The organism is Pararhizobium sp. DWP1-1-3 (assembly GCF_049896125.1).
Taxonomy (GTDB): domain Bacteria; phylum Pseudomonadota; class Alphaproteobacteria; order Rhizobiales; family Rhizobiaceae; genus Pararhizobium.
Genome location: NZ_JAFCTR010000014.1, coordinates 1 through 23349, shown reverse-complemented (window position 1 = coordinate 23349; position 23349 = coordinate 1). Strand labels below are relative to the sequence as shown.

The 23349-nt window shown below is 60.7% G+C and carries 27 protein-coding genes; 15 read left to right on the top strand and 12 right to left on the bottom strand.

Annotated features, from left to right (window positions below):
* Nucleotides 1-26 precede the first annotated feature (26 nt).
* Nucleotides 27-1073 (top strand): aldo/keto reductase, encoded by a 1047-nt coding sequence (locus ACP7BS_RS23145; protein ID WP_426239977.1) that lies wholly within the window; start codon nucleotides 27-29, stop codon nucleotides 1071-1073.
* Nucleotides 1074-1161: 88 nt separating this feature from the next.
* Entirely contained in the window at nucleotides 1162-2337 is a 1176-nt protein-coding gene (locus tag ACP7BS_RS23140) for a GAF domain-containing sensor histidine kinase (protein ID WP_426239976.1), read from the top strand.
* A 38-nt stretch (nucleotides 2338-2375) separates the two neighbouring features.
* On the opposite strand, the gene ACP7BS_RS23135 is transcribed toward ACP7BS_RS23140, so the two are convergent.
* Nucleotides 2376-2735, bottom strand: a complete 360-nt coding sequence (locus tag ACP7BS_RS23135; protein WP_426239975.1) for a DUF805 domain-containing protein — start codon at nucleotides 2733-2735, stop codon at nucleotides 2376-2378.
* Between the two features lie 5 nt (nucleotides 2736-2740).
* On the bottom strand, nucleotides 2741-3598 hold the full coding sequence (gene dapD / locus ACP7BS_RS23130) for a 2,3,4,5-tetrahydropyridine-2,6-dicarboxylate N-succinyltransferase (RefSeq protein WP_426239974.1): 858 nt from the start codon (nucleotides 3596-3598) through the stop codon (nucleotides 2741-2743).
* A 206-nt stretch (nucleotides 3599-3804) separates the two neighbouring features.
* Here dapD and ACP7BS_RS23125 point away from each other — a divergent pair, with 206 nt between their 5' ends.
* From ACP7BS_RS23125 to ACP7BS_RS23110, 4 genes are all read left to right on the top strand, one after another.
* Nucleotides 3805-4704 carry an LOG family protein gene (locus tag ACP7BS_RS23125; RefSeq protein ID WP_426239973.1) on the top strand — a complete coding sequence of 300 codons (900 nt, stop codon included), beginning with the start codon at nucleotides 3805-3807 and terminating at the stop codon, nucleotides 4702-4704.
* Between the two features lie 84 nt (nucleotides 4705-4788).
* Nucleotides 4789-5226: a pyridoxamine 5'-phosphate oxidase family protein gene (locus tag ACP7BS_RS23120; RefSeq protein ID WP_426229404.1), complete on the top strand. Its 438-nt coding sequence runs from the start codon at nucleotides 4789-4791 to the stop codon at nucleotides 5224-5226.
* A 123-nt stretch (nucleotides 5227-5349) separates the two neighbouring features.
* Nucleotides 5350-5721: a hypothetical protein gene (locus ACP7BS_RS23115; protein WP_426239972.1), complete on the top strand. Its 372-nt coding sequence runs from the start codon at nucleotides 5350-5352 to the stop codon at nucleotides 5719-5721.
* Nucleotides 5722-5784: 63 nt separating this feature from the next.
* Complete coding sequence (locus tag ACP7BS_RS23110) at nucleotides 5785-7149, top strand: PepSY-associated TM helix domain-containing protein (protein ID WP_426239971.1); 1365 nt, start codon at nucleotides 5785-5787, stop codon at nucleotides 7147-7149.
* 299 nt (nucleotides 7150-7448) lie between these two features.
* Here ACP7BS_RS23110 and ACP7BS_RS23105 read toward each other — a convergent pair whose 3' ends face one another.
* A complete protein-coding gene (locus tag ACP7BS_RS23105) occupies nucleotides 7449-7967 on the bottom strand; it encodes an EF-hand domain-containing protein (RefSeq protein WP_426239970.1) in 519 nt (172 codons plus the stop codon).
* A gap of 138 nt (nucleotides 7968-8105) precedes the next feature.
* Nucleotides 8106-8819 carry a pyrimidine 5'-nucleotidase gene (locus tag ACP7BS_RS23100; protein ID WP_426239969.1) on the bottom strand — a complete coding sequence of 238 codons (714 nt, stop codon included), beginning with the start codon at nucleotides 8817-8819 and terminating at the stop codon, nucleotides 8106-8108.
* Between the two features lie 127 nt (nucleotides 8820-8946).
* Between ACP7BS_RS23100 and ACP7BS_RS23095 the strand changes: the two genes are divergently transcribed.
* The 4 genes from ACP7BS_RS23095 to ACP7BS_RS23080 all read left to right on the top strand — a co-directional run bounded on the left by ACP7BS_RS23095 (nucleotide 8947) and on the right by ACP7BS_RS23080 (nucleotide 12057).
* Nucleotides 8947-9744, top strand: a complete 798-nt coding sequence (locus tag ACP7BS_RS23095) for a sterol desaturase family protein (protein ID WP_426239968.1) — start codon at nucleotides 8947-8949, stop codon at nucleotides 9742-9744.
* A 261-nt stretch (nucleotides 9745-10005) separates the two neighbouring features.
* Nucleotides 10006-10911, top strand: a complete 906-nt coding sequence (locus tag ACP7BS_RS23090) for an EamA family transporter (protein WP_426239966.1) — start codon at nucleotides 10006-10008, stop codon at nucleotides 10909-10911.
* A gap of 74 nt (nucleotides 10912-10985) precedes the next feature.
* Nucleotides 10986-11756, top strand: a complete 771-nt coding sequence (locus ACP7BS_RS23085) for an isocitrate lyase/PEP mutase family protein (RefSeq protein ID WP_426239965.1) — start codon at nucleotides 10986-10988, stop codon at nucleotides 11754-11756.
* Nucleotides 11757-11772: 16 nt separating this feature from the next.
* Nucleotides 11773-12057, top strand: coding sequence for a hypothetical protein (locus ACP7BS_RS23080; RefSeq protein ID WP_426239964.1), 285 nt, complete (start codon nucleotides 11773-11775; stop codon nucleotides 12055-12057).
* On the opposite strand, the gene argB is transcribed toward ACP7BS_RS23080, so the two are convergent.
* Complete coding sequence (gene argB, locus ACP7BS_RS23075) at nucleotides 12054-12941, bottom strand: acetylglutamate kinase (RefSeq protein WP_426239963.1); 888 nt, start codon at nucleotides 12939-12941, stop codon at nucleotides 12054-12056. The genes ACP7BS_RS23080 and argB overlap by 4 nt on opposite strands.
* A 184-nt stretch (nucleotides 12942-13125) precedes the next feature.
* Here argB and ACP7BS_RS23070 point away from each other — a divergent pair, with 184 nt between their 5' ends.
* The 4 genes from ACP7BS_RS23070 (at nucleotide 13126) to msrB (ending at nucleotide 16164) form a co-directional block, all read left to right on the top strand.
* Nucleotides 13126-13665 (top strand): sigma-70 family RNA polymerase sigma factor, encoded by a 540-nt coding sequence (locus ACP7BS_RS23070; protein ID WP_426239962.1) that lies wholly within the window; start codon nucleotides 13126-13128, stop codon nucleotides 13663-13665.
* Nucleotides 13662-14384: an anti-sigma factor gene (locus tag ACP7BS_RS23065; protein WP_426239961.1), complete on the top strand. Its 723-nt coding sequence runs from the start codon at nucleotides 13662-13664 to the stop codon at nucleotides 14382-14384. The genes ACP7BS_RS23070 and ACP7BS_RS23065 overlap by 4 nt, the downstream gene beginning before the upstream one ends.
* Nucleotides 14385-14879: 495 nt before the next feature.
* Nucleotides 14880-15437: a fasciclin domain-containing protein gene (locus tag ACP7BS_RS23060; RefSeq protein ID WP_426239960.1), complete on the top strand. Its 558-nt coding sequence runs from the start codon at nucleotides 14880-14882 to the stop codon at nucleotides 15435-15437.
* A gap of 235 nt (nucleotides 15438-15672) precedes the next feature.
* On the top strand, nucleotides 15673-16164 hold the full coding sequence (gene msrB, locus ACP7BS_RS23055) for a peptide-methionine (R)-S-oxide reductase MsrB (protein WP_426239959.1): 492 nt from the start codon (nucleotides 15673-15675) through the stop codon (nucleotides 16162-16164).
* Between the two features lie 6 nt (nucleotides 16165-16170).
* Here msrB and ACP7BS_RS23050 read toward each other — a convergent pair whose 3' ends face one another.
* From ACP7BS_RS23050 to ACP7BS_RS23035, 4 genes are all read right to left on the bottom strand, one after another.
* Nucleotides 16171-16710 carry a DUF1269 domain-containing protein gene (locus ACP7BS_RS23050; RefSeq protein WP_426239958.1) on the bottom strand — a complete coding sequence of 180 codons (540 nt, stop codon included), beginning with the start codon at nucleotides 16708-16710 and terminating at the stop codon, nucleotides 16171-16173.
* Between the two features lie 178 nt (nucleotides 16711-16888).
* Complete coding sequence (gene yihA / locus ACP7BS_RS23045; RefSeq protein ID WP_426229387.1) at nucleotides 16889-17542, bottom strand: ribosome biogenesis GTP-binding protein YihA/YsxC; 654 nt, start codon at nucleotides 17540-17542, stop codon at nucleotides 16889-16891.
* Nucleotides 17543-17627: 85 nt separating this feature from the next.
* Nucleotides 17628-18539 carry a DMT family transporter gene (locus tag ACP7BS_RS23040; RefSeq protein WP_426239957.1) on the bottom strand — a complete coding sequence of 304 codons (912 nt, stop codon included), beginning with the start codon at nucleotides 18537-18539 and terminating at the stop codon, nucleotides 17628-17630.
* 105 nt (nucleotides 18540-18644) lie between these two features.
* Nucleotides 18645-19541 (bottom strand): DMT family transporter, encoded by an 897-nt coding sequence (locus tag ACP7BS_RS23035; protein WP_426239956.1) that lies wholly within the window; start codon nucleotides 19539-19541, stop codon nucleotides 18645-18647.
* Nucleotides 19542-19649: 108 nt separating this feature from the next.
* Between ACP7BS_RS23035 and ACP7BS_RS23030 the strand changes: the two genes are divergently transcribed.
* Nucleotides 19650-20528 carry a LysR substrate-binding domain-containing protein gene (locus ACP7BS_RS23030; RefSeq protein ID WP_426239955.1) on the top strand — a complete coding sequence of 293 codons (879 nt, stop codon included), beginning with the start codon at nucleotides 19650-19652 and terminating at the stop codon, nucleotides 20526-20528.
* 98 nt (nucleotides 20529-20626) lie between these two features.
* Here ACP7BS_RS23030 and yidC read toward each other — a convergent pair whose 3' ends face one another.
* From yidC to rpmH, 3 genes are all read right to left on the bottom strand, one after another.
* Nucleotides 20627-22411 carry a membrane protein insertase YidC gene (gene yidC / locus ACP7BS_RS23025; RefSeq protein ID WP_426229383.1) on the bottom strand — a complete coding sequence of 595 codons (1785 nt, stop codon included), beginning with the start codon at nucleotides 22409-22411 and terminating at the stop codon, nucleotides 20627-20629.
* The gene (gene rnpA / locus ACP7BS_RS23020; RefSeq protein ID WP_068951673.1) at nucleotides 22411-22797 is read right to left on the bottom strand and encodes a ribonuclease P protein component; all 387 of its coding nucleotides are present in this window, start codon (nucleotides 22795-22797) and stop codon (nucleotides 22411-22413) included. The genes yidC and rnpA overlap by 1 nt, the downstream gene beginning before the upstream one ends.
* Nucleotides 22798-22932: 135 nt before the next feature.
* A complete protein-coding gene (gene rpmH / locus ACP7BS_RS23015; protein ID WP_037104763.1) occupies nucleotides 22933-23070 on the bottom strand; it encodes a 50S ribosomal protein L34 in 138 nt (45 codons plus the stop codon).
* Between the last annotated feature and the right edge of the window lie 279 nt (nucleotides 23071-23349).

Genomic DNA, 23349 nt, shown 5'->3' with positions numbered 1-23349 from the left:
TAATTTCAAGAACTGTGGAGCACCCCATGCGTTACAATCAGCTTGGCAATACCGGCCTGTTCGTTTCGGAAATCTGCCTGGGCACGATGACCTTCGGATCGGCCGAAGGCGCCTTTTGGGGCGACATCGCCGGTGTCGATCAGGATGCCGCCGACCGGATCGTCGAGCGGTCCCTGGCCGCCGGCGTCAATTTCATCGATACCGCCGACGTCTATTCGGCCGGTGAATCCGAACGGCTGCTCGGGCAGTCGCTGATCAATCTCGGTGTCGAGCGCAAGGACGTGGTGATCGCCACCAAGGTCTTTGGCCAGATGGGCAACGGCCCGAACGACCGCGGCGCCTCGCGCGGCCATATCATGGATTCGGTCGAGGAGAGCCTGGACCGGCTGCAGATGGACCATATCGATCTCTACCAGATCCACGGAACCGATACGGTGACGCCGATCGACGAGACGCTGCGGGCACTGGACGATCTGGTCTCGGGCGGACTGGTTCGTTATGTCGGCATGTCCAACTGGCAGGCCTGGCGGATCGCCAAGGCGCTGGGCGTTTCCGAGCGCAAGGGTTTTGCCCGGTTCGAGACGCTGCAGGCCTATTACTCGATCGCCGGCCGCGATCTTGAGCGGGATATCGTGCCGCTGCTGACTGAGGAAAAGATGGGTCTGATGGTCTGGTCGCCGCTCGCCGGCGGGCTGCTGTCGGGCAAGTATGGACCGGGCGCACCGGGCAATGGCGAAGGCCGCCGGGCAAGCTTCGATTTTCCGCCTGTTGACAAGGACCGGGCCTGGGCCTGCGTTGCGGCGATGCGCGAGGTTGCGGAAAAGCATGGTGCCAGCGTCGCCGAAGTGGCGCTCGCCTTCATCCTGGCCAACCCCTTCGTCACCAGCGTCATCATCGGCGCCAAGCGGGTGGAACAGCTGGATGAAAACCTGAAGGCGGTGAAGCTGCGGCTCGATGCCGACGATCTGGCCAAGCTCGACGCCGTCAGCGCGCTGCCGCCGGAATATCCGGGCTGGATGCTGGAACGGCAGGGGGCAGCGCGCCGGCCGCAGCCGTTCGAAGCCAAGGCATGAGGCTAAAGGGCGGCGGTTGTCGCCGCCCTTGCCATCATCAGACTTGCATCTGAGGAGCATTCCGCAGAGAAAGAGGGAACTGCTTTGAATGCCTCCTATCGAAAGTCATGCATTGAACGACAATCCCGCCGCTGCGGTTGAGGCTATCGCACAGATCACCGCCGTGCCGACCATTCTCGATGTGGTCTGCAGAACGACGGGCATGCGCTTTGCGGCGGTGGCGCGGGTCACCGCCGACCGGTGGATTGCCTGCGGCGTTCAGGACAATCTGGCCTTTGGGCTGGAGCCGGGCGGCGAGTTGAAGATCGAAACGACGATCTGCAACGAAATCCGCGATCACCGCCAGCCGGTGATCATCGACAACGTCGCCGAGGACCCGGCCTATTCCAGTCATCATACGCCGGCGCACTACGGCTTGCAGAGCTACATCTCCGTGCCGATCACGCTTGCCGACGGGTCGTTCTTCGGCACGCTCTGCGCCATCGATACGGTGCCGCGCAAGTTAAACACGCCGGAAATCTCCGGCATGTTCCAGCTGTTTGCCAATCTGATCGCCTTCCATCTCGACGCCCACGACCGGATCGACCAGGAGCGGCAGGGCAGCGAGTTGCGCGAGCAGTTCATCGCCGTGCTCGGCCACGATCTGCGCAATCCGCTGGCATCGCTCGATGCTGGTACCCGGATGCTGCAGCGCTCGGTGACCGACGACAAGAGCAGGACGGTACTCGGGTTGATGCAGAACAGCATTTCGCGGATGTCCGGGCTGATCGACAACGTGCTCGATTTCGCCCGCGGCAGGCTGGGCGGCGGTATTTCCATCGAACAGGCGGACCGCGTGCCGCTCCGGCCCGTTCTGGAACAGGTTGTCGCGGAGCTGACATTGGCCAATCCGGGCCGGCGGATCGAGGCTGACCTGACGGAGGCGATGGTCCGCTGCGATGAGGGCCGGATCGGCCAGTTGCTGTCGAACCTTTTGGCCAATGCGCTGACCCATGGCGATCCCGAGGCGCCGATCCGGGTGCGCTCCACCACATCGGGTGGCCTTTTCGAGATTGCGGTGACCAACGCCGGCGAGGCGATCCCGGAAGCGGTGGTCAAGGACCTGTTCAAGCCGTTCGTGCGCGCTTCGGCCAGGGCAAACCTACAGGGGCTCGGCCTCGGGCTCTACATCGCCTCGGAAATCGCCAAAGCCCACAAGGGTAGGCTTTTGGTCACGTCAACGACGGACGAGACCTGCTTCACCTTCCAGATGCCGCAGCAGTAAGCCGTACCTTTCCTGCAACCCGGGCCTGTCTCCGCCAATCAGCGGCCGTAGTCGTTTGGCCCCTCCGTGCCCGGCCACAGGCAGAGCGCGAGGAACAGGATGGGGCTGAGCACCGGAATGAACAGGCAGATGGCCAGATGGCCGGGATAGCCGATATCGTGCAGCCGCTTGATCGTCATCAGCGCGATCGACGCGGTGGAGACAAGGGCGGTGACGACGAGGATCAGGGTCCAGAGCGCCAGCGGAATATCGTTACCCTGATGGACCAGCACGCGGGACAGCACGAAGCCGCCGGCTGCGGCCCAGAATAGCCAGCCGAGCAGATAGGGCAGGCGGCTGACGCGGCCGGAGGGGCTGAAGAACAGCCAGGACATGCTCTGCTGCCCCTCCGTGCGCATATGGATCAGTCTCGCAGAAGTTCGTTGATGCCGGTCTTCGAGCGGGTTTTTTCATCGACGCGCTTGACGATGACGGCGCAGTAGAGGTTCGGAGCGGCCACGCCGTTCGGCATGACGGCGCCGGAGCCCATCGAGCCGGCAACGACGACGGAGTAGGGCGGTACTTCGCCATAGGTGACTTCGCCGGTGGCGCGATCGACGATCTTGGTCGACTTGCCGATGAACACGCCCATGCCGAGAACCGAACCCTCGCGCACGATGCAGCCTTCGACCACTTCCGAGCGGGCGCCGATGAAGCAATTGTCCTCGATGATCGTCGGACCGGCCTGCATCGGCTCCAGCACGCCGCCGATGCCGACGCCGCCGGACAGGTGCACATGCTTGCCGATCTGGGCGCAAGAACCGACCGTCGCCCAGGTGTCGACCATCGTGCCCTCGCCGACATAGGCGCCGAGATTGACGAAGGACGGCATCAGGATGGCGTTCGGGGCGATATAGGCGGAGCGGCGAACGATCGCGTTCGGCACAGCACGGAAGCCGGCTTCGCGAAACTGGTTTTCGCCCCAGCCTTCGAATTTCGAGGGAACCTTGTCCCACCAGGTGGACTGGCCCGAGCCGCCCTTGACGACTTCCATGTCGTTCAGCCGGAAGGACAGGAGAACGGCCTTTTTCAGCCACTGATTGACGGTCCAGTTGCCGTCGGCGCCGCGCTCGGCGACACGCACCTTGCCGCCGTCAAGCAGATCAAGTGCCGTATCCACCGCATCGCGGATCTCGCCCTTGGTGTTGATGGTGACGGTGTCGCGGTTGTCGAAAGCGGTGTCGATGGTTTGCGACAGAGAGGCGAGATCATGGGTCGTCATCGGAATTCCTTAAACTTCGGCGGCTATCGTAACCTGCTCTAGAGCATGATCCCAAAAAATTGAAGTGGTTTTCGGTTGCGGTCGGGGCTGGATGAAGGTGTATGTCCCGGAATGGGCGCGGGTGATTTGATCCGTAGCGACCAGGATGTTGGAAGGAGCATCCGGCAGCGATGATTTGCTGTCGGTTTGCGGCAGGAAAGTTTGACATGGCAAGAATGAAGAAGCGGAATCTGCGGCGCAAGGATGGGGTCTGGGACCCGTTGGTCGACAGCCAGCAGACCCGTCAGCGCGCGGCAGGCGTTCCGCAGACGCCACAATCGATGTCACCCTCCTACAGGCTCGCCTATACGGACGATGATTTCATGGCCCGCGAAGAGCTGCGCCCCATGCGGCTGCAGCTGGAACTGCTGAAGCCCGAAATGATCATGGCCGAGCGCGGCATCAATTCGACGGTGGTGATGTTCGGCGGGGCGCGCATTCCCGAGCCGGGCGGCGATGCCTGGGCGGCCAAGAACGACACCCAGCGCCAGAACCTGACGGCCGCCTCGGTCTATTACGAGGAAGCGCGCAAATTTGCCCGGCTCTGCTCGCTGCATTCGGCGCAGTCCGGATACAAGGAATATGTCGTGACCACCGGCGGCGGGCCGGGCGTGATGGAAGCCGGCAATCGGGGTGCCGACGACATCGGCGCGCCGTCGATCGGGTTGAACATCGTGCTTCCGCACGAGCAGGCGCCCAATCGTTATGTGACGCCCGAGCTGTCGTTCAATTTCCATTATTTTGCCATCCGCAAGATGCACTTCCTGTTGCGCGCCAAGGCCGTTGTGGTTTTTCCGGGTGGATTCGGCACGTTTGACGAGCTGTTCGAGACGATCACGCTGATGCAGACCGGCCGCATGGCGCTGGTGCCGTTGATCCTGTTCGGCGAGAAATTCTGGCGCAGCGTCATCAATTTCGAGGCGCTGGCCGATTTCGGCACCATCGCACCCAACGATCTCGATCTCATCCAGTTCGTCGAAACCGCCGAAGAGGCCTGGGAGATCATCGCGAAATTCTACGAGACGGTCGATCCGTCAACGGTGCCGGTGGCATCCGGCGAACGATAAAACGATCCCATCTTCTCCAGCCCGCGCCTGAACCAATCGGCGCGGGCTGCGTTCTTCCGTCATTCATCGACACGGGAGACGATCATGCCTTCGAAGAGCCTTTCCGAAATAGCCAAGAAAATGCGCGATATCGATATCGCCATGCTATCGACCCACACCGACGGCGGCGCCATCGCCGGCCGTCCGATGAGCAACAATGGCGAGGTCGATTACGACGGCGATTCCTATTATTTCACCTGGGAAAAATCGCGCATGGTCGACGACATCAAGCGCAACCCGAAAGTCGCGCTCTCCTTTCAGGGCAAGAAGACCTTCATGGTCGCCGTCGAAGGCGAGGCTGATGTCATCAAGGACAAGGCGGCGTTCAAGGAGCACTGGACGAAGGATCTCGACGACTGGTTCAAGGACGGCGTCGATACCAAGGGTCTGGTCCTGATCAAGGTCAGTGCCGTCAGGGCGCATTACTGGGACGGGGAGGACGAGGGCGAGATCAAGCTGGACGGTGCCAAGCGGCGTCATTAAGGCATTCGCCGGTTCAAGCCGACTGCATCGGTCCGAAAACCGGCGTTGTGTCGCAGTGACAGCGGGTCGCGGCTGTGGCAATGAGCCGGGATGAAAATCCTGCGGCCAATCTTGAGAGATAGAGTGTCGGCCGGCGCCATTGCCGCGCTGTTTGCTGCCATGCTTTTGATGCAGGGGCTTCTCTCCGGTATTGCGCAGGGCACGATGGCAAGCGCTGCCGCCGATCCGTTCAACATTCTCTGCATCGCACATCAGGACGGCCCGCAGCAGACCTTGCCGGACGGCGGGCCGGCAAAGGCGGCGCACGACCTGTGCGCGACGCTCTGTCAGCTTGCCGCTGGTTATACGCCGGCTTTGCCCGGCCGCTCGGTCGATATCGTTTCTCCAGCGCTCAGCGTTGTGGTTGAAATCCATTTCGCTGCAAAGCCTGTGCCCCGGATTGACCTGCGCAGTTTCTTTGCTGAAGCCAGGGCACCTCCGTTGATCTCCGCATGACGCCATAAAATCAGAGCCGTTCGCAAGGCGACGGCCGTCATTTTTGCTCATCTGGAGATATCCATGTCCGACTTCACCATCGGCCGCGCGGACGCTGCTGTTGCGGTGCGTTCGCCGTCCGACCTTTACCGCGCCGTCTGGCGCTGGCATTTCTACGCAGGCCTGCTCGTCCTGCCCTTCCTGATCACGCTGGCCGTCACCGGCGCTCTCTACCTGTTTCGCGACGAGATCGACGGCCTTGTCTACGCCGACCTGAAACATGTCGAGGTTCAGGAGAATACCGTCACCGCCGCACCGTCGGCGATGGTCGCAGCCGCCCTTTCCGCCTATCCCGGCAAGGCGGTCAAATATACCGACCCGTCTTCGCCTGCGGATTCGGTCGAGATCACCGTCAATTCACCGGCGGAGGGCAAACTGGCGGTTTACGTCAACCCCTATGACGGCAAGGTGCTGGGCGCGCTGCCCGATCGTGGCACCATCATGTGGACCATCCGCACCCTGCACAGCCTAAAATATTTCGGCTCGTTTGCGCGGTCGCTGATCGAGATCGCTGCGGGCTGGTCGTTGCTTCTGGTCGCCACCGGCATCTATCTCTGGTGGCCGCGCACCCAGACGGGCGGGGTCTTAAGCGTGCGCGGCACGCCGAAGCGGCGGGTGTTCTGGCGCGATACCCATGCGGTCAGCGGCATTTTCGTCGGCTTCTTCATCGTCTTCCTGGCGATCACCGGCATGCCTTGGTCCGGCGTCTGGGGCGCAAAGGTCAATGAATGGGCAAACGGCAGCAATTTCGGCTATCCGGCCGGGGTGCGGACTGCCGTGCCGATGTCGGGCGAGCATCTCGACCATGTTGCCAAGACGACGTGGTCGCTGGAGCAGGCAAAGGTGCCGCAGTCGACAGGCGAGGGAGCGGCAATCGGCCTCGATCAGGCTGTCGCCATCTTCGACGGGCTGGGACTGCATCACGGTTATGCGGTGAATATCCCGACGAAGCCGCAAGGGGTTTATACCGGCTCCGTCTATCCGGACGATGTTGCGCAGCAACGGGTGGTGCATCTCGATCAATATAGCGGCAAGCCGCTGATCGACATGAGCTATGCGGATTACGGCCCGCTCGGCAAGGCGCTGGAATGGGGGATCAACGTCCATATGGGCCAGCAATTCGGCCTGGCCAACCAGCTGGTGCTGCTCGCTGCGTGCATTGCCATCGTGCTCTTGGCGGTTTCGGCTGCGATCATGTGGTGGAAGCGCCGGCCGAAGGGTTCGCTCGGCGTGCCGCCGATGCCTGCGGACAAGCGGGTGTTCGGCGGCCTGATCGCAATGCTGGCGATCGGCGGCATCATCTTTCCGCTGGTCGGGCTCTCGCTGGTGGTGATGCTTGCGCTCGACTGGAGCTATCCGCACTTCCGCCGCGCGATCCGGTTTGCTTGAAGGGCAGGGCGGTAGCTTAGGAAGGAAAGACCCCTCCCCATAAGGGGGAGGGCCTGAGTTCTGTATTGAACATTCGGGCACTTAATTTCCTCCGTCATGCTCGCCCTCGTGGCGGGCATCCAGCCAGCCAAGTCCTTGGGATGAAGGAGTCTTTTGACCCGACAGACGTCGGGTCGCTGGATCCCCACCACAAGGGTGAGGATGACGGAGAGTGGGGGTACCGCTTTCGTCAAATATCGGCTTCAGGGTTTGTTAGCAGTCTGAACGTCCCGGCCATCAGCTGGCCGGGGCGACAAGAATCAGATCTTCCTGGTCTTGGTGAAGTCCGAGGCATCGATGGCGCCGTCGCCATTGGTGTCGCGGCGCTTGAACATCGCGTCGGCCCGCGCTGTAACCTCAGTAAGGCTCAGCGAACCGTTCTTGTCGGTATCGGCGCGTTTGAAGCCCTTATGGCGCATGCCGGGCAGCATGGCCGCGCGTGTCTCGCGGAGCTTTTCCATCGCGGCAGTCTTGTCAGCGCCGGTCTTTTCCTTGGCAGCCCGCCATTCCTGGCCGTGGGCCTTGCGCACCGCCTTGATTTCCTCACGGGTGACCTGGCCGTTGCCGTCGGTATCGAAGGCCTTGAAGGTTTCTGCCGTGCGGACATGAACTTCGTCCAGCGCGACCTTGTTGTCGCCATTGGTATCGAAGCGTTTGATCGTCCATTCAGCCCGCTGCTCCGGCGTCGGCTTCTGCCGGGCGGCGAATGTGGGGGCAACAAAGCCGGTGAGTGCGAGGCTGGCGGCGACGGCTCCGAGAATCAAAGTGTTCCTGCGCATGTCGAAATCCTTTCAGTGATCAATGTCCCTGAGTGGAAGATAGACAGCCTGAACAGGATGGCCAGTTAAACTTTGGTAATTTAAGTGTTTGACAAGAAAGGGGTTTTTCCGTGTCGAAACTGTGTTGCAAGACTGGTGTCAGCCTTCGGACAGAAGCCGGTTGAGGAAACCCGTCAGGTCTTCGGTAACAAAATCGACCTGCGCATCGCCATCCTCCGTTTTTTCCCAGGCTTCGGCAAACTCGTATTCGAAATTGCGCGGCACCAGCAGAACCGTCTTCATCCCGAGCGTCTTCGGCACCACCAGATTGCGCGGCAGGTCCTCGAACATGGCGGCATGTTTGGTATCGACCCGGTGCAGGCTCATGAACTTATGATAGGTATCGCCGGCGGGCTTCGGCACATACTCGGCGGCGACAATATCGAAAATGTCGTCGAAATGATCGAGGATGCCCAGCGCCCGCGCCGTCATCTCCGCATGCTTGACGCTGCCATTGGTGAAGATGAACTTGCGGCCCGGCAGCGCCTTGATGGCATCGCCAAGCGCCGGATCGGCCGGGACGACCGAATAGTCGATCGCATGCGCCTTCTGCAGAAACTCGTTGGGATCGATGCCGTGATGGATCATCAGGCCCTGCAGGGTGGTGCCGTGATCGCGGTAATATTCCTTCTGCAAGGTTTTGGCAGCCACCGGGTCCAGCGTCAAAAGCGCTGCCACATAGGCCGTCATGTTGCGGTCGATCTGCGAAAACAGATTGACGTGATGCGGATAGAGCGTGTTGTCGAGATCGAACACCCAGTCGGTGACGTGGGCGAAATCGGCTTTGGTCGGCAGGCGGTCGAGCTGTGTCATGGGCGCGTTATGCCATGGCAAATCTGGCGAGGAAATGGGCTTTCTGAGCGTCGTTCGCATTTCTCCTTTGAATTGCCAGGACGGTATGGCACGTTTCCTCCCGGGTGGTTTGAACCCAGGAGCTGTAATGGCGATGTCGGACGAACTCTTCTACAGTCTGTTTCTGCTTGGCTTCTATGCGGCATCCGTCGTTACATATTTTGCCTTCGGTTTTGCCGTGACCTTCGTCAACGATCGCAACCCGGAGCGGAAAATTCAAAAGGGCCGCGGCTCCGGCAAGCGTCGCAATGCGGAAATCCGCCAGAGCCTGGCCTCGATGTTCAGCGCCTGCCTGCCGCTGACCATAGGCCTCTACGTACAGGAGAAGGGCTGGGCGCTGACGCCCTGGGATTTCAACTGGTGGACGGCCCTGCCGCTGTTTCTGCTGATCATGTTCCTCTACGATACCTGGTTTTATTTCATGCACCGGCTGCTGCACACCAAGTGGCTTTATCCGCTGCATGCGCTGCACCACAAAAGCCTCGCACCGACGGTCTGGAGCACCTATTCGGAAGATGTGCTCGATAATTTCCTGCTGCAGGGATTTACCGCCGTCATCGTCTTCGTCGTGCCGTTTCCGCCGGCGATCCTGATCGGGCAAAGGGTGTTCGAGCATTTCAACGGCATGTTCGGCCATTGCGGGTTCGAGTATTTCGCCTCCTCGACGGCGCGCTATCCCTCGCCGATGCTGTGCACCACATTCCATGACCAGCACCATTCGGGCTTCCGCTACAATTACGGCAACTATTTCTCCTTCTGGGATCGGGTGCTGGGCACCGTTTCGCCGGATTACGACCAGCGCGTGAAAAAGACCGAGGAGGAGGCGCCGCCGCTGACATTCCGTCAGACTGCGGTACCGCCGGAGGCCCGGGAAAAGTCGGTCTGAACCGCCTGTCCGATCAGTCGGCCCGAACGATGAAGACCATTTCCTCCGGCACGGCCGCGTCGGCCGGTTGGGCTTGCCAGTTCCAAAAACCTGTCCGGCCCGCGGTCCCGATACAGTCAATCGTTTCTCGATATCCGTCCGCGAGACGGCAGGGGCTCGCTGGATGAAACCGGGCGCGCCTTGCTGCGACCGAAAGGCGGCAACCGCGCTCTGCTGCGCGTGGATATGGATTCTGCGATAACGGCGTGCTAGCGGGCAGGGATGGAAGCTTGGATCGTCATCACAATCGCCGCCGCGTTTTTGCAGAACCTGCGTTCGGCGCTGCAAAAACACCTGCAGGGGTCACTCGGAACGACGGGTGCCAGCTTCGTGCGGTTCGGCTTCGGCTTTCCGCTGGCGATCGCCTATGTCCTCGGTCTGCATTATCTTGCGGACTATGCCTTTCCGCAGCTGAACGGCAGCTTCGTCTTCTGGGCGGTGCTTGGCGGGCTCGCGCAGATCTTTGCGACCATCCTGCTGGTCTATCTGTTCTCGCTGCGCAACTTTGCCGTCGGCACCGCCTATTCGAAGACGGAGCCGGTGCAGGCGGCGATCTTCGGGCTGATCCTTCTGGGCGAGCGGCTGACGCCGGGCGCGATCGCGGCGATCATCGTCGGTGTCGCCGGCGTGATGATGATTTCCGTGGCGCGGATGCCGCTGTCCTGGCGCAATCTTCTGGTGGCGCTGACTGGGCGGACGGCATTGATCGGCATTGCCTCCGGGGCGGTGTTCGGCATTTCCGCCGTCGCCTATCGCTCGGCATCGTTGTCGCTCAACGGGCCGAACGCGGTCATGCAGGCCGCCGTGACCCTTGCCTGCGTCACAACGTTCCAGACGGTGTTCATGCTGGTCTGGATGGTGATCAAGGATAAAAGCGAAATTGGCCGCGTGGCGCGGTCCTGGCGGTCGTCAGCGCTTGTCGGGCTGGCGGGCGTCACCGGATCGGCCTGCTGGTTCACGGCGATGACTTTGCAACAGGTGGCCTATGTGCGGGCGCTCGGGCAGATCGAGCTGGTGTTTACCTTCATGGCCTCGATCTTCCTGTTCCGGGAGCGCATCAACCGGATGGAAACCGCGGGATGCCTGCTGATCGTGGCGGGTATCCTGCTGCTTCTGATGTGGACGTGAGCCGTCCCTTGGCTCTGGCGCAGGCCGCTGCTGTTGTGGCATGACAGGGGCGAATTGTTTTTGGAGGAAAGACGATGACCCAGACGGACAAGGCAAAGGCGTTCAAGGAACTGCACCGCAAGGGCGATCCGGTGGTGCTCTACAATATCTGGGATGCAGGTACCGCCCAAGCTGTGACAGCGTCCGGCGCCAAGGCGCTGGCAACCGGCAGCTGGTCGGTGGCCGATGCCAACGGCTATGGCGACGGCCAGCAAATCCCGATGCTGCAACTCGTCGATATCGCCCGCTCGATTGTGGCGGCGACCGATCTGCCGGTGTCGATCGATTTCGAGGGCGGCTATGCCGAAGACCCTGACGCGACTGGGCAGAATGTCGGTCATGTCATCGATACCGGCGCCGTCGGCATCAATTTCGAGGATCAGGTGGTCGGCGCAAGCGGGCTGCATACGATCGAGGCCCAGGCCGCGCGGATCAAGGCGATCCGGGCCAAGGCGGACGCAAAGGGCATTCCCTTCTTCATCAATGCCCGTACCGATCTGTTCCTCAAGCTTTCCGACCCCGTCCGGCATGCGCCGCTGGTGGACGAGGCGATCGAGCGGGCGGCAGCGTATGCGCAGGCCGGCGCCAGCGGTTTCTTCGTGCCGGGATTGTCGAACCCGGACCTGATCGGACGGGTTTGCGAGGCCGTGTCGCTGCCCGTCAACATCATGATGCAGCCGGGCATGGATCAGAAGACGCTGGCCGGACTTGGCGTCGCGCGGATCAGCTATGGACCGGGGCCTTACCGGGCGATGATCGCGTGGCTGAAAGGTGAGGCGAGCGGAGTGTACGGCGAAAAGCGATAGGAAGAAGGGCAGTAGGATGCCGCTAACTGCATTTTTCGCGATGACATCTGCTGTCTTCGGATGGTCGCTCTGCTGGTACGTTCGGGCCTTGCTTTTCTATTCCCGTAACGGCTGGGACTTCAGCAAGGATTTTGGACCCGATTTCTATCATGGCGACGGGCCTGACGATCCTCGAATGAAAATGAAGCCCGAAGAAAAGATGTGGCGGGGCTATCCGCTCTTCATTCTTATCTTCGGGCTCTTTTCGATACTTTTCGGCCTCGGTGTCTTCGGCATTATTGAATTCAAGCACCACACTTAAGGAGCGATCAGCGTTCCCGCACCGTGTTCCGTGAAGATCTCCAAGAGCACCGAGTGCGCCGTCTTGCCGTTCAGAATGACGACGCCTTCGACGCCGCGGGAAAGTGCTTCGATGCAGGTTTCGACCTTGGGGATCATGCCGCCGGAAATCGTGCCGTCCTTGATCAGCGCATGGGCTTCGGCGACCGAGAGTTCCTTGATCAGTTCGCCCTTCTTGTCGAGGACGCCGGGAACATCGGTCAGGAACAGCAGGCGGGTGGCATTGAGCGCCCCGGCGATGGCGCCGGCAAAGGTGTCGGCATTGATGTTGTAGGTGGCGCCGTCGCGGCCGGGAGCGACCGGGGCGATGACCGGGATCATTTCCGATTTGGCGAGGAGATCGAGCAGGGTGCGGTCGACTTCCGTCACCTCGCCGACGAAGCCGAGATCGAGCACGCGTTCGATATTGCTGTCGGGATCGATCACGGTCTTGCGGGCCTTCTGGGCGAAGACCATGTTGCCGTCCTTGCCGCACAGCCCGATCGCCCATTCGCCGGTCTGGTTGATCAGTGCGACGATTTCCTTGTTGATCGAACCGGCCAGCACCATTTCGACGATCTCGACGGTCTTCTGGTCGGTGACGCGCAGGCCGCCTTCGAATTTCGATTCGATGCCCATCTTGGTCAGCATCGCGCCGATCTGCGGGCCGCCGCCATGGACGACGATCGGATTGACGCCGGACTGTTTCAAAAGCGCGATATCGGCCGCAAAAGCCTTGCCGAGCTCGGCATTGCCCATGGCGTGGCCGCCATATTTGACGACGATCGTCTTGTTCTCGTAGCGCTGCATATAGGGCAGCGCCTTGGCGAGAAGATTTGCCTGGATTTCGCTTTCGGATGCGGACATGGAAATACCTCGAAATTAGCCGGGTGCTGTTTAGCGCAAGTTTCCGGCGGAGGGAATGATCCTTGGCAAAGATAAAGCCGGTGTGACATCGGTTGCTGCAACCGTTTTAATCTCGTGCAGCTCCCCTTTTTATCCCCAGGCTTGTGCTCTATGTTCGCCGTTGAGGACGAGGACCGGATTATCGATGACCACAGACGACATCTCAACGCTGATCGGCCGGGTTTCGCTCAGGGACCGCGCGGCGTTTTCCGCTCTCTACCGCCAGACCAGCCCGAAACTTTTTGCCATTTGCGTGCGTATCTTGCGAGACCGGACGGAAGCGGAAGAAGCGTTGCAGGAAATCTACATCAAGATATGGCAACGGGCCGACCGTTTTGCCAGCGGCGACACCAATCCGATGTCCTGGCTTTCGGCGATCGCGCGCAATCATGCGATCGATCATCTTCGGGCGAGAAAGCCGGTAGCAAACACGATTGACGACGCCTATGATCTGGCGGATTCTGCGCCGGACCCGGAAAAAACCGCCATCAATACGGCGGAGGGCCGCCGGATCGACAATTGCATGAGTGAACTCGAGGCAGACCGCGCCGACGCCGTGCGCAAGGCCTATGTCGAGGGGCTGAGCTACCAGGAACTGGCCGAACTTTTCGGCACGCCGCTGAACACGATGCGAACATGGCTGCGCCGCAGCCTGTTGAAACTCAGAGAGTGCATGGAGCGATGACCACACAGAACCCCGAAAGCGGAGATTCCCGCCGCGACCAGGTGATTGCGGGCGAGTATGTGCTGGGTGTTCTGTCTGCCGACGATCGCCGCAAGGTCGAGGCGCGCATCGTTCTTGACGGCGCCTTCGCGGCCATGGTCCATCACTGGCAGAGCAATCTCACCTCTTTCAACGACGCCTATGAGCCCATTACGCCGCCGCCGCAGGTTCTGGTTGCGGTCGAGCGCCGGTTGTTTGCCGAGCAGGCCAAGCCGGTCGTTGCCACAGGGGGGTTGTGGAATTCGCTGGCGCTGTGGCGTGTGCTGACGCTGGCATCGGTGGCGGGTCTTGTCACCGTTGCGACCTTCGCAACCGGTATCCTGACGCCCGCGAGCCAGACGAAGCCGCTGGTGGCCGAACTGACCGGCGATGCCAGCACGACGATCAATCTCCTGGCACAATACGATGCCGCCAACGGCGCGCTGAAAATCACCCCGGTCGCGGCCAAGCAGGCGGAAGCCAAGTCGCTGGAACTGTGGCTGATCGAGGGGGACAATCCGGCCAAGTCGCTGGGCATCCTGCCGCAGACGGGCGAGGGCGAAATCATCATCCCGCCGGAACTTCGCTCGAAGTTCGGCGAAGGCATCACGCTCGCCGTCAGCGTCGAGCCCTTCGGCGGCTCGCCCACGGGCACGGCAACCGGGCCGGTGGTTGCCGTTGGCAAGACGCGGCTGCCTTAACCTTCACTGTTCATTGTAAGTTTAATCTTACCGAATGCCGACAAACCCTGAATGAGATTGTCTGGGGAGATTGGCAACGCCACTCTCCGTCATCCTCGCCCTTGTGGCGGGGATCCAGCGACCCGACGTCTGTCGGGTCAAAAGACTCTTTCAGCTCAAGGACTTGAGCTGGCTGGATTCCTGTGACGAGCACAGGAATGACGGAAGATTTGATGATCGCATAATTTTCCAAGTGACCTGCAAATTGGTCAGAAAATGACTTTGTCAGCAGGCCAGTTGCTGGGCTCGAAAAAGCGCAGCATTTTTTTGCCTGTATCGACCGGGCTTGTCATAAAACCATAGAAAATCAAATATTTAGAGAAACGCGAATTTTCCTGAAACTCTTTCGAACCCCTTGCCGTTCCTTGTGTTGTCCTCTGCGCAGAGAACACGAATTTCAAAAAAATCGGGACAGGCCCGCTCCCGGGTCCGAGAGATCAACAGGAAGGAATAGAAATGTTCAAGTCCATGCTGCGCACGGTTACCGTCGCTTCGATACTGGCCGCCGGCGCTTTTGCCGCTCATGCGGAAAATCCGATGGTCGGCGGCGCGCCGATGTATGAAAACAAGAACATCGTCGAAAATGCCGTCAATTCCAAGGATCACACGACGCTGGTCGCCGCCGTCAAGGCTGCCGGTCTCGTCGAAACCCTTCAGGGCAAGGGCCCGTTCACGGTTTTCGCACCGACCAACGAAGCGTTCGCAGCCCTGCCGGCCGGCACGGTCGATACGCTGTTGAAGCCTGAAAGCAAGGACATGCTGACGAAGGTGCTGACATGCCATGTCGTGGCTGCCAACGCACTGTCTGACGCCATCTCCAAGATGGTAGCGGACGATGGCGGCACCCATGATGTGAAGACGGTTGGCGGTTGTGTGCTCAAGGCAAAAGCCGACGGCGGCAAGATCACCCTGACCGATGAAACCGGCGGCGTTGCCACCGTCACCATCGCCGACGTCAAACAGTCGAACGGCGTTATCCATGTGATCGACAAGGTTCTGTTGCCGAAGTCCTGATCCACGCCTTTGTGGTTTGGGGGCCGGATGCATCCTAAGCGCATTTTCGGCTCCGGGCCGGGGATCAAATCCTCTCCGGCCACAAGGCCACCGGTTTTTCACTCACCGGTGGCCTTTTTGGTTCGTATACAAGCTGTTGCTCACGCGGGATTGATCGGCATTTGTTTTGCGGGTGGGCGGCCGCCGCGCTAGCTTTCAGGCGTTGCCGACGCCATTCGGCAGACGGGAGAGTATCATGACAAGCCGACGCTTCTTTCTTCTTTCCGGAGTTGCCCTTGCCGCGGCTGCGGCGTTTCGCGGTTTCAGACCTGAAGCCATCGCGGCCGAAACGTTCGAAGTGACCAAAACCGATGCGGAATGGAAGGCACTCCTTACTGCCGAGCAGTACCAGATCCTGCGCCATGAGGACACGGAGCGGCCATTCACCAGCGCGCTGAACACCGAGAAGCGCAAGGGCACATTCCATTGCGCCGGCTGCGATCTGCCGGTCTATTCATCGGAAACCAAATATGACAGCGGCACGGGCTGGCCAAGCTTTTGGGACTCGTTGCCGAATGCGGTGGGCAAGCGCGAGGATACGTCACTGTTCATGACCCGCACCGAATGTCATTGCAGCCGGTGCGGCGGCCATCTCGGCCATATCTTCGACGACGGTCCGCAGCCGACCGGCATGCGCCATTGCATCAACGGGATGGCAATGACGTTTATGCCCGCATCGGCTGCCTGAACGTTCTTAGAAGGTGCCCGCCGTAGGCGATGCCGGCTGGGTATCGGACAGCGCTGCCTGGAGCTTGGCTTCCTGGTCGGGCGACAGCGAGGTCTTCAGCACCTTGCCGCGCAGGCCGGAAAACTCGGCCAGAACCTTTTCCGGCTGTACCTTGCGGACCAGCACGAAGAGGGCAGAGGAGTTGTTGGGAATGGTTTCACCGAGCGACTTGATGAAGTCGTCATCGATGCCGTAATCGGCAAGCGAACCCGACAGCGCGCCGGTGCCCGCACCGATTGCGCCGCCAATGGCAAAGCCCGCAAGCGGATTGAGGAACAACAGGCCGACCAGGCCACCCCACAGCGAGCCGCTGAGAAGTCCCGACGTTGCACCAATGGCCGTCAGGTTCATGCTCTGCTTCAAGTGGACCTTGCCGGTCTCGTCGCGCACGACGACGACGGCATCCTCGAGGTCGATCAGGTATTCCTTCTTCAGCGTGTTCAGCTTCAGAAGCACCTTGTCGGCTTCTTCGGTGCTGTCAAAACCCACAACAATCAGATCGGACATGTCGTTTTCTCCTTGAATGCTCAACGCATTGGAGGTGCCTGCAAGGCCGCCCCGAGCGTCAACATAGAGCACATGTCATGTCGGGGTAGTGTGACAGCCGCAATTAAAGCACGCCGCGCGAAAGCTGTGGCCGATTGTTCGGCGGCGTGCTTGCAAGGAGGACCTGCAGAGATGCGCGTCAGGTCGAGATGGCGACCCGGATGGCGGCGCGCAGTTCTTCGATGCCAAGGCCCTTTTCGGACGATGTCGCAAGGACTTCCGGAAAGGCAGCGGGCCGTTTCTTGATCTTTTCCAGCGTCTCGGAAATCAGCCGGGGAACCGCTGGATCCTTGATCTTGTCGGTCTTGGTGAGGATGACCTGATAGGATACGGCTGCCTTGTCGAGCAGGTCGAGCACATCATCATCGTTCTTCTTGATGCCGTGACGGCTGTCGATCAGCACGTAGACGCGCTTCAGCGTCGAGCGGCCGCGCAGATAGTCGAAGACCAGCTTGGTCCAGGCATCGACATGTTCCTTCGGCGCCTGCGCATAGCCATAGCCGGGCATATCGACCAGCGCCATCGGCGGCAGGTCGCCGGGCTGGCCGGAATAGCCGTCCGGAACGAAATAGTTGAGCTCCTGGGTACGGCCCGGCGTGTTCGACGTCCGTGCAAGACCCTTCTGGCCGACCAGCCCGTTGATCAGCGACGACTTGCCGACATTGGAGCGTCCGGCAAAGGCGATCTCCAGCGGACCTTCCGGCGGCAGGAACTTCATCGACGGCACGCCGCGGATGAATACCCATGGCCGCCCGAAAAGGGGCTTGTCGTCCTGCGGCTTAACGTCTGTCATGGCGGTCCTGTCCTTGGCTTCAGGAGAGGACTTCGATGTTTTGCTCCGTCATGTCAAGAAAACTTGCGATTTTCGAGGTTTTGGCTCAACCGATCGCCCGTCTTTGGCGCCACATCTCGACGCTGAGGTAAGACAGCAAGGCAACCAGCACCACCGCTCCGCCGAGGATCGTATTGAGGCTGGGGATTTCGCCATGGATCAGCGCGACCCAAAGTGGCGCAAGGATCGTCTCGGCGGTGCCGAGAAGGGCCGCGAGTGCTGACGGGATAAGCCGGGCGCCGGTGACGAAGAATGCGAGGCCAAGGCCGAAATTGAGAGCGCCGAACGTCGCGAGAATGCCGAGTTCCGGCAGCGTGACGCTGAGGCCCGATGCCATGATGCCCGCAACCGTGCCGGCAACGAGGGTGCCGAAGCAGGCGGCGGGCGTCATGCGCACATGCGCGTATCGGCGGGTGATGACGGTGGCGAGCGCGAAGACGAAGGCGATCAGGACGGCCAGCGCATCGCCAACCGGCGAGACCGTCCCGCCGACGGAATCCGACACCATGATGGCGACGCCGCCGATCACTGCGGCAATGGCAAGCCATGTGAGGAGCGACACACGTTCGCGAAAGACGATCCAGCCGATCAGCGCGGCGATCAGCGGCACGCCGGCCTGGATCAGCACAATGTTGGCGACGGTGGTATAGGCGAGCGCCAGGATGAACGAGGTCGAGGCGATGGCAAAACACAGGCCGACTGCAATGCCCGGCAGACCCATGTGGCGAAACAGCGTGACGGTGCCGCGTGGCCCGTCGCGCAGAAGCATGAAGCCGATGAGGAAGACGGCGGCGAACAACGAACGCCAGAACACGATCGTCCAGCCATCTTCGATCGACAGGAAGCGCGCCAGCGTGCCGCCAAAACTCCAGACGATGGCGGACCCAAGTACCAGCGCCGCGCCATGGGTGGCAGTGGGTTGGCCGGTGCTTGCGGATTGCGGCAGGGGCTGCGACATGGCGGGAATCCGGTTGCGGTGGTCAAGTGTAGGAGCAGGCGAACCGACATGCGCGCATATCCGCGACGGGGCGCTGTCGCAAATATTCCGCGCATGTGTGCGCTGCTATCTATCCTCGGCCGCAGCGGCTTCCGGCTCGGGTTTGATCACGGCAAGCACCACGCCGCCGATGGCGATGATGGCCGCGCCGGCGAGCACGCCCGTGGTCGGAATTTCGTTGAAAAACAGGAAGCCGATGACTGCGGCAAAGACCAGCCACGCATAATCGACCGGTCCGACGATCGCCAGCGAGGCCAGCCGGTATCCGCGCACGACGCAATATTGCGCCGCCACCGCGATGGGGCCGAGCAGCAGAAACGGCGCCATGGCGGAGAGGGACGCTTCCTTCCACGTCAGGACAGCGGGCAGAGCCAGGAACAGGATGCCGAAGCCGTTGACATAAAGCAGCACCGTCAGCGGCCGGTCGGCATGCGACAGGACCCGGATCATCAGGCCCTCGATGGCCAGCAGGGCGGCACCGAGAACGGCAATGCCCGCAGGCACGAGATAGGCGGGCTCGAACTGGGTGAAGGCGCCGCGCGAGATCATGATGAAACCGGCGCCGGCGAAACTCAGGGTAATGCCGAGCATATGCTGCTTCGTCACGGTTTCCTTCAGCACGAGAACGGCGAGCGGAATGATGAAAACCACATAGAGAAGGCCAAGCGCCGTCGCATCGACAATCGGCATCGCCGCCGAGGAATAGATCAGCGCGAAACCGCCGGAGACACCGAACGCCGCGCGCATCGCATGCGAAACCGGCCGGGCGCTGCGATAGACGCGCAAGCTGTCCCGTTTGCAGGCAACCACGCAAAGCAGTGTCGCGAAGCCGCTGATGTACCGGAGAAACTGGATTTGCACCACGGACATGCTGTCTCCGCCAAACTTGCCGGATGCAAAGATCAAGGAAAATAATGCCGTTCCGAGCACGACCCAGATCATGGCTTCGGCATTCGAGTTCAACAGACTTTTCCGCAAGGCCATAACTTTCAATGGTTTCAATCGAAACTCTTGCCAAATCGGCGCACCACATTGCAAATTCGATTTTTGAACCCTGAATGAGTATTTTCGATGCAGAACAAGCGCAGTGTCTCGCTGAACGCGGTGCGGGTTTTCGTCCTGACCGCACGGCATCTCAGTATCGTGCAAGCCGCCGGAGAAATCGGCGTCACGCCGAGCGCCGTCAGTCATCAGCTCAAGAAGCTGGAGGGCGAACTGGGCGTGGCGCTGTTCAAGCGAAGCCACAATTTCCTTGAGTTGACGGATGCCGGACGCCGCTTTCACGACGATGCCGCCGCAGCGATCGCGGCGATCGATCGATCAGCCGAAGCGCTCAGCCGCGACCAGAACGAAATTGTCGTTCGCGTCTCGATCTCGCTTGCCGTTCGCTGGCTGATCCCGGCGCTGGAGCGGTTCAAGACGCTCAATCCCGCCGCCCGTGTCCGCGTCGAGACGAAAACCGGTTCCAATATCTCCCTCGGTTCCGGCGATCTGGCGATTTCCTATCATCGCGCCGGATCGACCCCTGTGGAGGGAGAATGGCTTGCAGCCGACATGAGCCGCCCGGTCGCATCGCCGGCGCTTCTGGCTGCGGTCGGCTATGGGGAGACCGGTGATCTCGGCAAGGTTCCAGCCCTGCAATGTGCGGTGGACAATTGGGACTGGGCGCTGTGGACCCGAACGCTTGGTCTCGAGCGCAGCGCCATACAGATCCAGCACGTGTTCGACACCGACGATGCCGCCCTGCACGCGGCGACCGCGGGACTGGGCATGGTGCTTGCGCCGGCATTCTTGACGGAGCGCGAAATCCGGTCCGGCGGGCTGGTGGTTTTGCCGGGCTTCGGGCCGGTGGATCTCGGCCACTACCGGGTGGTCTTCCAGCGCCATGAAAACCGCATGACCCGGAAATTCCGCAAATGGCTCGGCGAGGAAATGCAGCGGATGGTCTAGCCGCCGAGGAACCGGCCGAAGCGCCAAGGGTGTGTCTGGCCAAGAAAAAAACCCCGGATCAGCCGATCCGGGGTTGGTGGTTTTCGCCTTGTCCCGGCCTATTCGGCGGGTTTCGGTTTTCGTGTGAACAATCCCTTGAGATTGTCGATCAGTTCGACCTTGGCGCCGTGGCGTTTCATGATGAACGCCTGCTGGGTGATCGACAGCGTGTTGTTCCAGGCCCAGTAGATGACCAGACCGGCCGGGAAGCTGGCCAGCATGAAGGTGAAGACCAGCGGCATCCAGGTGAACAGCATCGCCTGTGTCGGATCCGGCGGCGTCGGGTTCATGCGCATCTGCAGGAACATGGTGATGCCCATGATCAACGGCCAGACGCCGATCATCAGCGCGTGCGGCACGGCGTAGGGCAGCAGGCCGAACAGGTTGAACAGTGAGGTCGGATCCGGTGCGGAAAGGTCCTGGATCCAGCCGAAGAACGGCGCATGGCGCATTTCGATGGTGACGTAGATCACCTTGTAGAGCGCGAAGAACACCGGAATCTGCAACAGGATCGGCCAGCAGCCGGCGATCGGGTTGATCTTTTCTTCCTTGTAGAGGGCCATCATGCCCTGCTGCAGCGCCATACGGTCGTCGCCGTGTTTCTTCTTCAGTTCCTCCATCTTCGGCTGAACCTTCTTCATGTTCGCCATGGAAGCGTATTGCTTGCTGGCGAGCGGGAAGAACAGCAGCTTGACGACGATGGTGGTCAGAAGGATCGCAACGCCGAAGTTTCCGAAATAACGGAAGAAGAAGTCCATCAGTTTGAACATCGGCTTGGTGATGAAGTAGAACCAGCCCCAGTCGATCAAAAGGTCGAACTGCGGGATCGAGTAGGACTTCTCGTAACCGTCAACCAGCGGAACCTGCTTGGCACCGGCAAAGACCAGGGTCTTCAGGTCCGTGGACTGGCCGGGCGCGATCGTCACGGCATCCTGCTTGTAGTCAGCCTGGAAGCGCGGACGGCCATCGGTGAAGTGCTCGTACTTGGATTCGTAGGCCAGGTTCTGCGGCGGCACGATGGTTGCGGCCCAGTACTTGTCGGTGATGCCGAGCCAGCCGGTCGTTGCCTTCTCATGCTTGGCCGGAACGTCGTTTTCCACCTTGCTATAGGCAACTTCGTTGAGACCATGCTCGCCGATGACGCCAATAAAGCCTTCATGCAGAACGTAGACGCTCGGGGTGGTCGGCTTGTTGAAGCGGGTGACGCGGCCATAGGTGGAGAGCGATACCGGCGCGCCGCTGCCGTTGGTGATCGAGTCTACGATCTGGAACATGAAATGTTCGTCGATCGAGATCGTGCGGGTGAAAACCACACCCTTCTCGTTGGTGAAGGTCAACACAACAGGTGTCGCCGTCGTCAGCTTGTCGCCACTCTTGACCGTCCAGACGGTCGCCGGGCCTGGAACGGTGCCGGATGCCTCGTTGCCGATAAAGCCGAGTTCGGTAAAGTAGCCGTCCGGCGTGTCGGAGGGGCTGAACAGGGTGATCAGCGGGCTCTTGTCGTCGACGGTCTCGTGGTATTCCTTGAGCTTCAGGTCGTCGAAGCGTGCGCCGGTCAGATTGATCGAGCCGCTGACCGCAGCCGTGTCGATGGAAACACGGGCCGATTTGGCGATCGCCTGGTCGCGGGTTTCAACAGCGCCGGGGACAGCACCCTGGGCCGGCTGGGCCTGACCTGGAACAGCCGGCGTAACGGCCGGCTGGTTCTGCTGGGTGATCTTCTGATGGGCTTCCGCCGCAATCCGTTCTTTCTCTATCTTCGGATTCACATAGAGAAATTGCCAGGCAATCAGGATGAGCACTGATAGCCCGATCGCCACGAAGTAGTTGCGGTTTTTTTCCATCATTCTTTCCTGGAGCCGGCCGGTGGCCGTGAATATTTTTGCTTGCTTTCGATCCGCTCGCAGAGCGTCTTGCCGATCCGCTCGAAGGGCGCGTTCAAAAGGTCGCGTCTGGCGACAATCACATAGTCAAGTCCGGGCTTCATTGCAAATCCGGCGGAAAGTCGCACCGCTTCCTTCAGGCGCCGGCGCATCCGGTTGCGTTCGACGGCATTGCCATGCTTCTTGGTGACGGTGAAACCGACGCGGGGGGCGGTGTCAGGCTCGTTGCGATCAAGAACTTCCAGAAGAAACAACGGACCCTTCCGCTGCTCTCCCTTACGCACGGCAAGAAACTGCGGCCGGCTTTTCAGCCGCCCGGCAGTTGATTTAGGCTTGGGTGATGTCATTCGCCCGCGCTCCTTCCGGGAGCAGGAGCATCCATCGTCCAGACGGACGTTTGCAGGATGCTCCGGCGCCATGAAGCCGCGCTTGCAGGTTTCGCGAAGATTAGTGCGCGAAGACGCGGCACGCGCCAGACGGCCTTAAGCCGACAGACGCTTACGGCCACGTGCCCGGCGGGCAACGATAACCTTGCGGCCACCCTTTGTGGCGATACGTGCACGGAAGCCGTGACGGCGCTTGCGAACAAGCTTAGACGGTTGATAGGTACGCTTCGTCATTTATTTTAATACCGCGGTGTGCGGCCCTTCTTGGGTTTGCTTCTTAGCAAGGGAGCGTTACGTTCCGGACACGGCGTTGCACAGGGCAAGGGGACTTGTCCGGACGTGGGCGGCTTATAAGAGCAAAGGGCCGCGAAAGTCAATTGCCGGGGCTGAAAAGCCACGGCCCTGAACTCGGGTTAACGGGTATTTCGGAAATTTCACGAGTCTGATTCAAGTGTGTCGGTGATTTGGAGGCCGACATGATTGAAGATCATCGCCCGCGGCTGCGGGTTTTGC